The following is a 10,414-nucleotide window of genomic DNA, read 5'->3' on the forward strand; positions in this document are numbered from 1 at the left end:
CCGTCCAGCTGCGCGGCGGTGCCGTCGGGGCCGGGCAGGGGGTGCGCGGTGCGGTGGCGGGAGCCGGGCGCGGCGCGCGGGACGCGGTCGCGCGCGCGGCGCACAGTCTCCAGGACACCGGGACCCGGGCGGGCCGTTCGGCGGAGCATGTGCTCCCGGAGCCGCTGGGTACCGCGGCGCGGGCCGGGTTGCGGCATCCCCTGCCGGTGCTGATCGCGGGTGCCGCGGGGACCGCGACCGTCACGGCCGCGGCGTCGCGCCGACTGCGGGAGCGGCGCCGGCGGCGGCGGCGGGCTCCCCGGCAGCGGGGTGCGCGGTGGCGATGCCCCGGGCGGCGGCACTCGCGAGGCGGGTGACCACGGGACGCGATCCCACCGAACAATCCACCCTCATGGACAGAAAAACTTTTCGGTGAGAAGGTGGGCGCATGTTGGACGTCACCGTGATCGAGGACTCCGAGGCCGCAGCCGTCTCCCTGGACCCCATCAGGGCCAGGCTGCTCGCCGAGCTGGCCGCGGGCCCCGCCTCGGCCACGATGCTGGCCGGCCAGGTCGGGTTGCCCCGGCAGAAGGTGAACTACCACCTCAAGGCCCTGGAGCGGCACGGCCTGGTGGAGCTGGCGGGCGAACGCCGCAAGGGCAACGTCACCGAGCGGCTGATGCGCGCGACGGCGGCGTCGTACGTGATCTCACCGCTCGCGCTCGCCGCCGTGCAGCCGGACCCGGACCGCTTCCGCGACCAGTTCTCCGCGCGCTGGCTGCTGGCCCTCGGCGCCCGGCTGGTCCGCGACGTCGGCTCACTGATCACCGGCGCCGCGCGGGCGCGCAAACGGCTGGCGACCTACGCGCTGGACGGCGAGGTGCGCTTCGCCTCCGCCGCCGATCGGGCAGCGTTCGTCGAGGAGCTCACGGCGGGGATCAGTGCCCTGATCCACAAGTACGACGCCCCGGAGGCCGAGGGCGGTCGTGATCACCGGATCGTCGTGGCCCTCCACCCCACGCTCAAGGACCGGCCGCCCGTCACCGAGGCCGAGGCCGACGCCCGGCCGTCCGCCGCCCCACCGGAACTCGACCAGTAGGAGCCAGGAGCCAGTCATGTCCAAGGAATTCGAGATCGTCCGCGAGTTCGAGGTAGACGCCACGCCGGAGGAGGTGTGGGAAGCCATCACTCACGAGACCGGCGGCTGGCTGTGGCCGATGGAGTACGACGGCGAGAGCGGCATCGGCCCCTTCGGGTCCACGCTCACGAACTGGGATCCGCCGCACCGCGTCACCTCGCGCACCGAGGACGTCCGCTTCCCGACCCAGAGCCTGAACCAGCTCGACCACACCATCGAGCCGCGCGACGGCGGCCGCCGGGCCTGGGTGCGGTACGTGCACAGCGGGATCTTCACCGACGACTGGGACAGCCAGTACGACGGCGCGAGCAAGCACACCGACTTCTATCTGCACACCCTGCGCGAGTACCTGACGCACTTCGCGGGCCGCCCGGTCGCGTTCGCGACGCTCCACGGGCCCGGCGCGTCCACGGCCGCCGACGCGTTCGTCGCCGTGGGCCGGGCCCTCGGCCTCGCCGACGACACGGAGCAGGGCGCGCGGGTGACGGTCCGGGGACCGGCCGGGCGGGAGCTGGACGCCGTGGTCGACTACCGCAACCCGTACTTCCTGGGGCTGCGCACCGACGACGCCCTCCTCCGCTTCTTCGGGCGCAACCACTGGGGCGCGCCGGTCGGCATCTCCGTCCACGACTTCGCGCCGGACGCCGACGCCAAGGCGGACGAGAGCGGCTGGCAGGACTGGCTCGACGGGGTGTTCGACCAGTCCTGAGCGACAGCCCGCGCGGACCGCGGCCGGAACCCGCACGGGTTCCGGCCGCCCGCGGTCGTACGGGCTCCGTGGGCTCCGTGAGCTCCGGTCGCGCCCCCGTGAGTGGTGTGCTCCATGGATGTCCGCGTACTATCTACGCGCGTCAATAGCCCGCCTGTCCAAGCCGGTTGCCGGAAATTCGGCCAAGTGCGAACACCGGTGGGCAGATGAACCGGGCGGCATGGGTGGAAATCCGTCTAGGCTGAGTGGTCGAACCGTGACGCGTACGGCCTTCACCGTGATGCGTACGCCGTCCAAGGCGTCCTAGGAGAACCAGCCGATGTCAGCAAGCCCCAGCTCCTCCCTGCCGCCGGTGCGGCTGCACCCCGAAGCGGAGCTGGCGCGGGACGCCCTGTCCACGCCGTTGCTCTCGCGGGCCGCACGGCTCGCCCGCTGGGCCGGACCCGAGACCCGGGTCGAGGCCGGGGGCGTACTCGTCGAGGAGCAGCTGCCCGCGGCCGCCGAGGTCCTCGGCCTGACCGGTGACGACGCGGCCGCCCTGGCGAGCGAGGCCTGGCGGATCGCCGTGGACGCCGGACTCGTCGAGGTCGTGGACGAGGAGGCCGGCACCGTGGCCGCGGGCGAGGAGCTGGGCCTGCTGTTCGGCGGCTCGCCGCGCGACGTGCTGGACGTGTGGCTGGCCGCGCTGGAGGCGGTGCTGGCCGACGCGAGCGTCCCCGACCTCGACGAACTGATCGAGGCGATGGACGAGGGCGGCGAGGTCGACCTCTCCCGGCTGGACTGGGACGCCGAGGCGGAGGCCGAGTTCCTCGACGGCGTCCTCGGCAACCTCTACCTGCTCACGGTGAGCGAGGACGGGCCCGGCGACGACCCCGTGCCGCTCCCCGCGCTCGCCGCGTCGATGATCGTGCCCGACGGCTCGCGCGTGCCCACCAACGACATGCTGGAGCAGGTGTCCGACGCCATGATGCGGCTGGACGAGCAGTTCCGGCTGCTGGAGCCGGTGGGTCTTGTGGACTACCGGCCGGTCGACGAGGCGCTCATGACGGACGCCGACGACACCGCCGCGCAGCCCTCGGCCACGGTCGACGACACCGACGTCTCCCGCTACGGCATGGTCCGCCTCACCCCCCTCGGCTGCTACGGACTGCGCGCGCGGCTGCTGGACGCCGGCTTCGCGGCCCCGGCCGTGGGAGAGCTGTCCGACAAGGGCGCGGACGCGCTGCTCGACGGCACGGCCGCCTTTCCCCCGGCGGCGGCGCACGCCGAGACCCGGTCCTGGCTCGCGCACCGCGACCCTCTCGCCGCGGCCCGCGAGTTGCTCGCGGCGGCGCGCGGCGCCGACGAGGGCGCACCCCTGCGGCGGCTGCGCTGCCAGCAGGCGCTGTCCCTGGTCGGCCCGGAGGCCGAACCGGCGCTGCGCGACGTCCTGGACGACGCCGAACTCGGTGGGCTCGCCCGGGTGTGGCTGAGCGAGCACGGGGCCGCCGACGTGCCCGTGCCGTCCCAGGCGATGGTCTTCTGGCTCACCATCGACACGGTCGCCGCACAGCTGGCGGCCGAGGGCAACTCCGAGGAGCTCCAGGCCCTCGTGGAAGGACTCGCGGAGCAGCACAGCGGTTTCTTCGCGGCCGCCTGGCGGGTGGACCACCCGGCCACGGCGGACGTGCTGGACGCGATGGGGCGCCTGCACCCGGACAAGAAGGTGGCAAAGGAAGCCCGGAAGGCGGCGTTCAAGGCGCGCTCGCAGCAGGGGTGAAGCCGCCCGCTGCCGACCGGCGCCGACCGAAGCGGCCCGGTGCCGACGCGGAACCTTCCCGCGTCGGCACCGGGCCGCTCGGCATTTCTTTGCCTCCTGCGGGGGAGGTCCGTACGGATTCATGGAACAGAGTCCACATCGGACCACCGGTGTTCAACTCCCGTTCAGGCTGGGGCGGGACGGTTTCGCCGACACCGCCTCCGCCACCCTCCACGGCAATCCACCGTCACAGGAGACACCATGTCGCTCACCCGCAGGGACTTCGCCAGGAAATCCGCGATCACCGGTGCCGGGGTCGCACTGGCGGGCAGTGTCGGCGCGCTGGCCACCGCGCCGAACGCCCTCGCGTCCACGGACACCGAGAGCGTGGGAGAGGAGTCGGCGCACGGGCACCACGGCGTCGGTTACGGACCGCTGATCGCCGACCCGGACGGACTCCTGGCCCTGCCCGCCGGTTTCAAGTACCGCGTCATCACCTACAGCGGTCGCACCAAGCTGGACTCCGGCGAGTTCACTCCCTCCAACCACGACGGCACCTCCACCTTCGACGGTCCTCGGGGCACGACCCTCCTGGTCAACAACCACGAGCTGGCCGGCCCGCGTGCCAACTGGCCGCACCCGGTGCCGCTCACCGAGGGCCTGGTCTACGACCCGGCGGCGGCCGGCGGCTGCACGGTCGTCGAGATCCGCCCCGGCGGACATGTCGCCGAATGGGTCGGCATCGCCGGTACCGCCACCAACTGCGCGGGCGGCAACACCCCTTGGGGCACCTGGCTGACCTGCGAGGAGACCGAGGACCGCGCCGGGACCAACGGTTTCACCAAGGACCACGGCTACGTCTTCGAGGTCGACCCCGCCGACCGCCGCGCCAACCGCGCACCCAAGCCCATCAAGGCGCTCGGCCGCTACGCCCACGAGGCCGTCGTCGTCGACCCCAAGCGCGGCCACCTCTACCTCACCGAGGACGCGTCCAACCCCAACGGCCTGCTGTACCGCTGGACCCCGCCCGAGGACCACTGCCACGGCCACGGCCGGCTGCGCGGCCTCGCCGACGACGCGGGCACCCTCCAGGCCTTCAAGTGCTTCGACTCCGGCGGCCGGTTCGTGGACGACCTCTCCCGCGCCACCAAGATCGGCACGGTGTACGGCGTCGACTGGGTCGACGTGCCCGACCGCGACGCGAAGACGGTCTCGGTGCGCAAGCAGTTCGCCGCCGGTGAGGTCACCCGCGCCCGCAAGCTCGAAGGCATGTGGTGGGGCGACGGCGGTACGTACATCGTCTCCTCGTACGCCCGCACCGAGAGCCCGGTCCAGCACGACGGCGCTGTCTGGTTCTACGACCCCAAGCGCCGCACCCTCACCCTGAAGGTGCTGCTCGGCGTCAACCCCGACCCGTCCGTCGACGGCGCCTTCGACGGCCCCGACAACATCACCGTCTCCCCGTACGGCGGCCTCGTCATCGCCGAGGACGGCGAGGGCGTCCAGCACCTGTTCGGCGCCACCGAGAGCGGCCGCACGTACCCCATCGCCCGTAACGAGCTGAACATCGGCACGGCGGAGAAGCCCGAATACAGCGAGTTCACCGGCGTCACCTTCTCGCCCGACGGGAAGACGCTCTTCGCCAACATCCAGACCCCCGGCATCATGCTGGCCATCACCGGGCCCTGGAAGCGGCAGAAGCGCGGCTAGTTAATTCGCTCGCTCGTCCCGCGGTACGCCTCATAGAGTGATGCATGTCCAGGTGCGAAGGCAGGACCTACTTCCACTCATAATGGGGCGGCCGCGGGTTCGAGTCCCGCCATCGGCACCACATGCCGGTGTAGCTCAGGGGTCAGAGCACCTACGTCGGTTCCGCCGGCTTCGATCTCTGGACACCACAACTTCATGCACCTCCCGGTGCGCGGGCCGCGGCTACTTCTCTTTCAAAGAATCCATGCCGCAGCCGACTTGATCTCGGGAGGCGCGGCTCAAGGTGGGTGCCCGGTGCGCGGACAGCGGATACTTCGGGAACTGGTGGGGTGACAGACCTCGTGCGGGTTCGAATCCCGTCATCGACCACGGGTCGGTGTGGCGGAAACGGAAGACGCGCCAGTTGATAAGCGCCGCCGTCGAATTCGACCTCGGACACCCTCCTTCTGCCGTGCCTCCCTCCGGAACACGACTGGAAAGTCGGGCAGGAATTCGGGGGAATTCACCATGGCACGATTCAACTCCCGTTCCGCGAAGGCGCAGCCCACCTCGCGGGTGACATCGACGGGCCGGGTGCTGCGCACCTACCAGGGCGGCCGCGGCCAGGAGCGCGACGCGCGCTCGGAGCTCTTTCTGCTCGCGCTGTCCAACTTCGTCTCCCAGCAGACCTTCTACGAGTCCGGCGACGACCGCGACGACCGGTTCGCCCGGCTGGTGCGTGAGCTCGCCGTCACCGATCCCGAGTGGACGGCCGGCCTGCTCGGCTGGCTGCGCGGCGAGGGCAACATGCGTACCGTCGCGCTCGTGGGCGCCGCCGAGTACGTGAAGGCGCGGCTGGACGCGGGTGCCGTCGACGGCCCTGCCAACCGGCAGGTCGTGGCCTCGGTGCTCCGGCGCCCGGACGAGCCCGGCGAGCTGCTCGCCTACTGGACCTCGCGGTACGGCCGCAACGTCCCGAAGCCCGTCAAGCGCGGGATCGCCGACGCCGTACGACGCCTCTACAGCGGCAAGTCGCTGCTGAAGTACGACACCGCGTCCAAGGGCTACCGCTTCGGCGACATCCTCAACCTGGTGCACGCGGCGCCGGACCCGGACAAGCCGTGGCAGGGCGACCTGTTCCGGTACGCGCTGGACCGGCGCCACAACCCGGACACGGCCGTCGTCCCCAAGTCGCTGCCCGTGCTGGCCGCCCATCGCGACCTGATGGCGCTGCGGCCCGCCAAGCGGCGCAAGGTCGTGACCGGAGCGCAGGGGGCCCAGCGCCTGGCGGACGCCGGGATGACCTGGGAGGCGCTGGCCGGCTGGCTCCAGGGCCCGATGGACAAGGCGGCGTGGGAGGCGGTCATCCCGTCGATGGGCGCCATGGCGCTCGTCCGCAACCTGCGCAACTTCGACGAGGCGGGAGTCGGCGACGAGGTGGCGGCCCAGGTCGCCGCGAAGATCAGCGACCCGGCGGAGGTCGCGCGCTCGCGGCAGTTCCCGTTCCGCTACCTCGCGGCCTACCGGCACGCGCCGTCGCTGCGTTGGGCGTACCCGCTGGAGCAGGCGCTCGGCCACTCGCTGGCCAACGTGCCCGCGCTGCCCGGCCGGACCCTGGTGCTCGTGGACCGTTCGGGCTCGATGTTCTACTCGCGGCTGTCGGAGCGCTCCGAGCTCAGCCGGGCGGACGCCGCGGCGGTCTTCGGCGCGGCGCTCGCGCTGCGGGCGGCGGACGCGGACCTCGTCGAGTTCGGCACCACCAGCAAGCGGGTGGAGTTCCGCGCGGGCGAGTCGGTGCTGAAGGCGCTGGAGCGCTTCGGCGACCTCGGCGGTACCGACACCACCGAGGCGGTGCGCCGGCACTACCGGCGGCACGACCGGGTGCTGATCGTCACCGACGAGCAGTACGCGTACAACTCGCACGGCGACCCGACCGAGCAGGTGCCGGCGCACGTTCCGGTCTACACGTGGAACCTGGCCGGTTACCGCGCGGGCCACGGCCCCTCGGGGAAGGAGCACCGGCACACCTTCGCGGGCCTGTCGGACGCGGCGTTCCGGATGGTCCCGCTGCTGGAGTCGGCTCGCGACGCGGACTGGCCGTGGGCGCAGGCCGGCTGAGGTCGGAAGCCTCGGGCCTCGGGCCGGAGGCCTTCGGGCCCGAGTCGTGGGCGCGGCCCGTACTTCGGTACGGGCCGCGCTCCCGCGTGTGCCGGGTCCCGTCGGGAGCCGCTTCCTAGGCCCGCTCGCGTCGGGTGCCCGTGATCACGAACGCCGACACCAGCAGCGCGGCCAGTGCGATCAGCGCGCCCGCGCCGAACGCGTCGGCCGCGCCCTCGGTGAGGACCGCGGCGGGTGATCCGCTCGTGTGCCGGGTCGCCGTGCCGAACACCGTGACCAGGACGGACAGCCCGAGGGTGCCGCCGAGCCACTGGAAGGTCTGGAGCAGCCCGGACGCGGCGCCCGCCTCGTGCGGTGCGACGCCCGCGAGGATCGTCACGGTGAGCGGCATGAAGCTCAGGCCGACGCCCACGCCGATCAGCAGCAGCGGCCCCAGCAGTCCGGCCGCGTAGCCGTCACCGGGGTGGAGCCGCCACAGCCAGCCGGCCGCCGCGACGATCAGGGACATGCCGGTGAGCAGGACCGGCTTGGCGCCGAGGCGGGCCAGCAGCCGGGGCACGAAGCGCACGGTGGTGAACATCGCCAGGGTCATCGGCAGAAAGGCGAGCCCCGCGCGCAGTGGGCTGTAGTCGAGGACCTGCTGGCTGATCAGGGTGAGGAAGTAGAAGGCGCCGAACATGCCCGCGGGCAGCAGCAGCACGCCCGCGTAGGCGCCGGAGCGGTTCCTGCTCGCGAACAGCCGCAGGGGCAGGACCGGTTGCGGGGCGCGGGCCTCGATCAGGGTGAAGCCCGCCAGCAGGGCCGCTGCCGCGCCGAAGCCGAGCTGTGCCCGCAGATCGCTCCAGCCGTCCGAGGAGACCCGGATGAACGCGTACACGAGGCAGGACATCCCGGCCGTGCCGGTCAGCGCGCCCGCCGCGTCGAACCGGCCCGCGTGCCGGGGGGTCTCGGTCACGAAGCGGGGGAGGGCGACGGCGACGCCGACGCCGATCGGCACGTTGATCAGCAGGGCCCAGCGCCAGGAGGCCCAGGAGGTGAGCAGGCCGCCCAGGAGCAGTCCGAGGGAGGCGCCGATGCCCGCCATGGAGGAGTAGACGCCCAGGGCGTGGTGCCGTCGCGGGCCCTCGGGGAAGTTGGTGGTGATCAGTGCGAGGGTGCTGGGCGTGACCAGTGCGGCACCGACACCCTGGAGCGTGCGCGCGGCGATCAGCCAGATGCTCTCGCCCGCGAGACCGCCGAGCAGCGAGGAGGCGGCGAAGACCAGGACGCCCACGGTGAGGGTGCGGCGCCGTCCCGCGATGTCGCCGACCCGGCCGCCGAGCAGCAGCAGACCACCGAAGGCGAGGGTGTAGGCGTTGAGGACCCAGGACAGACCGGTACGGGAGAAGCCGAGATCCTGCTGGATGTCGGGGAGGGCGACGTTCACCACGGTGGAGTCGACGCCGACCATGAGATAGGCGGTGACGATGACGAGGAGGACGGTGCCCGCTCGGGCGGTCCCCCCGGGTAAGGCGGACGTCTCGGCGGCTTCCGGGCGGGCGGACGGTGCGGACGGGGTGGACATGGGGCACTCCCTGTCTGGTGTCCCCGGGTGATGTGATGGACCATGCGGGCAGCACGGACTGCCCGCGGCGATAAGCGGGGACTGTCTCCGTTTAGTGCTCGTCAAGATACGGAGAGAGTCCCCGGTTTGCAAGGAGTGACGGGATGACGCAGGTCAAACCCATGCGCGCGGACGCTCGGCGCAACTATGAGCGGCTGCTGAAGGTGGCGGCCGAGGCCTTCGCCGAGCACGGGGAGCGCGCGTCGCTGGACGACATCGCCAAGCGCGCCGGGGTCGGCTCCGGCACGCTCTACCGCCATTTCCCGACGCGGCAGGCGCTGCTGGAGGCCGCGTACGTGGACCGCATCGAGGCGCTGGCGGTGCGGGCCGGTGAACTCGCCGCCGAGCTGCCCCCGGGCGAGGCGCTGGTGGAGTGGCTGAACGAGCTGTGTGTCGGCACGATCCAGGTGCGCGGCATGAAGGCCCTGCTGGGCTCGGCCGTCACGGACGGCAGTGTGGCCGCGGTGACCGCGTGCGCCACCTCGATGAAGGGCGCGGCGACGCGGCTGGTCGAGGCGGCGCAGGAGGCGGGGGCGCTGCGGCGGGACGTCGAGCCGATCGACGTGCTGCGCCTGGCCCACGGCGTGGCGACCGCGTCGGAACTGGCCAACGGGCAGGGCGAGTCCATCCGCCGGTACGTCGCCCTGCTGACGGAGGGCCTGCGCGCGTAGCCGGTCCGAGGGCCGCGGACCCGGGCGGTGCGGGCGCGGGGGCGGAGGGGATGTCCTGGAGCAGGGCGGGCGGTGGAGGGGCTCGTACGACCTGTGCCGAGCCCCTTGCCGCCGTGTGCCGCCGTGCGTGTCCCGGGCGGGGCCGGGGGGCCTACAGGGCCGCGGCCCCCGGCTTCACCATGTTCCGTACCGTGCGCGCCTTGACGAAGTCGCCCATGGCGGTCATCTCCCACTCGCCGGAGAACTGCCTGATCAGCTTCGCCATCAGCACGCCCGTCTGCGGCTCGGCGTTGGTGAGGTCGAAGCGGACGAGTTCCTCGCCGGTCGCGGCGTCCAGCAGTCGGCAGTAGGCCTTGGCGACCTCGGTGAACTTCTGGCCGGAGAACGAGTTGACCGTGAAGACCAGGCCGCTGACCTCCTGCGGCAGACGGCCGAGGTCGACGACGATCACCTCATCGTCACCGCCGCCCTCGCCGGTGAGGTTGTCGCCTGAGTGCTTGATGGCGCCGTTGACGATGGAGAGCTTGCCGAAGTAGCAGCTGTCGATGTGGTTGCGCTGCGGGCCGTAGGCGATGACCGAGGCGTCGAGGTCGATGTCCTTGCCGCGGTACGCGGGTTCCCAGCCGAGACCCATCTTGACCTGGGAGAGCAGCGGGCGGCCGTTCTTGACCAGGGAGACGGTCTGGTTCTTCTGGAGGCTGACCCGGCCCTTGTCGAGGTTGATCTTCCCGGTGCCGGGCGCGGTGGCGGGCGGCGCCGGGGGAGCGGG

8 protein-coding genes are annotated in these 10,414 nt (G+C 72.3%); 6 read left to right on the forward strand and 2 right to left on the reverse strand.

What is annotated here, in order from left to right; translation table 11 throughout:
- Positions 1-427 precede the first annotated feature (427 nt).
- The 5 genes from FNH09_RS40885 (at position 428) to FNH09_RS40905 (ending at position 7,371) form a co-directional block, all read left to right on the forward strand.
- On the forward strand, positions 428-1,078 hold the full coding sequence (locus FNH09_RS40885; RefSeq protein WP_238427400.1) for an ArsR/SmtB family transcription factor: 651 nt from the start codon (positions 428-430) through the stop codon (positions 1,076-1,078).
- Between the two features lie 16 nt (positions 1,079-1,094).
- Positions 1,095-1,826, forward strand: coding sequence for an SRPBCC family protein (locus FNH09_RS40890; protein WP_152894935.1), 732 nt, complete (start codon positions 1,095-1,097; stop codon positions 1,824-1,826).
- A 319-nt stretch (positions 1,827-2,145) separates the two neighbouring features.
- On the forward strand, positions 2,146-3,585 hold the full coding sequence (locus FNH09_RS40895) for a hypothetical protein (protein WP_152894936.1): 1,440 nt from the start codon (positions 2,146-2,148) through the stop codon (positions 3,583-3,585).
- Between the two features lie 240 nt (positions 3,586-3,825).
- A complete protein-coding gene (locus tag FNH09_RS40900) occupies positions 3,826-5,274 on the forward strand; it encodes an alkaline phosphatase PhoX (protein ID WP_152894937.1) in 1,449 nt (482 codons plus the stop codon).
- 507 nt (positions 5,275-5,781) lie between these two features.
- Positions 5,782-7,371 (forward strand): TROVE domain-containing protein, encoded by a 1,590-nt coding sequence (locus tag FNH09_RS40905; RefSeq protein WP_152894938.1) that lies wholly within the window; start codon positions 5,782-5,784, stop codon positions 7,369-7,371.
- Between the two features lie 115 nt (positions 7,372-7,486).
- Here FNH09_RS40905 and FNH09_RS40910 read toward each other — a convergent pair whose 3' ends face one another.
- Positions 7,487-8,935, reverse strand: coding sequence for an MFS transporter (locus FNH09_RS40910; RefSeq protein WP_152894939.1), 1,449 nt, complete (start codon positions 8,933-8,935; stop codon positions 7,487-7,489).
- Between the two features lie 143 nt (positions 8,936-9,078).
- Between FNH09_RS40910 and FNH09_RS40915 the strand changes: the two genes are divergently transcribed.
- Positions 9,079-9,645, forward strand: a complete 567-nt coding sequence (locus tag FNH09_RS40915; RefSeq protein WP_152894940.1) for a TetR/AcrR family transcriptional regulator — start codon at positions 9,079-9,081, stop codon at positions 9,643-9,645.
- Positions 9,646-9,796: 151 nt separating this feature from the next.
- Here the strand turns inward: FNH09_RS40915 and FNH09_RS40920 are convergent.
- On the reverse strand, positions 9,797-10,414 hold a 618-nt coding region (locus FNH09_RS40920; protein ID WP_162469846.1), incomplete at its 5' end, for a TerD family protein.

Source organism: Streptomyces adustus (assembly GCF_009377175.1).
GTDB classification, from domain to species: Bacteria; Actinomycetota; Actinomycetes; order Streptomycetales; family Streptomycetaceae; genus Streptomyces; species Streptomyces adustus.

What these genes read in the sequence shown, in the direction of transcription:
- FNH09_RS40885 (WP_238427400.1), top strand. Translation starts at nt 428, where the DNA reads ATGTTGGACGTCACCGTGATCGAGGACTCCGAGGCCGCAGCCGTCTCC.
- FNH09_RS40890 (WP_152894935.1), top strand. Translation starts at nt 1,095, where the DNA reads ATGTCCAAGGAATTCGAGATCGTCCGCGAGTTCGAGGTAGACGCCACG.
- FNH09_RS40895 (WP_152894936.1), top strand. Translation starts at nt 2,146, where the DNA reads ATGTCAGCAAGCCCCAGCTCCTCCCTGCCGCCGGTGCGGCTGCACCCC.
- FNH09_RS40900 (WP_152894937.1), top strand. Translation starts at nt 3,826, where the DNA reads ATGTCGCTCACCCGCAGGGACTTCGCCAGGAAATCCGCGATCACCGGT.
- FNH09_RS40905 (WP_152894938.1), top strand. Translation starts at nt 5,782, where the DNA reads ATGGCACGATTCAACTCCCGTTCCGCGAAGGCGCAGCCCACCTCGCGG.
- FNH09_RS40910 (WP_152894939.1), bottom strand. Translation starts at nt 8,935, where the DNA reads ATGTCCACCCCGTCCGCACCGTCCGCCCGCCCGGAAGCCGCCGAGACG.
- FNH09_RS40915 (WP_152894940.1), top strand. Translation starts at nt 9,079, where the DNA reads ATGACGCAGGTCAAACCCATGCGCGCGGACGCTCGGCGCAACTATGAG.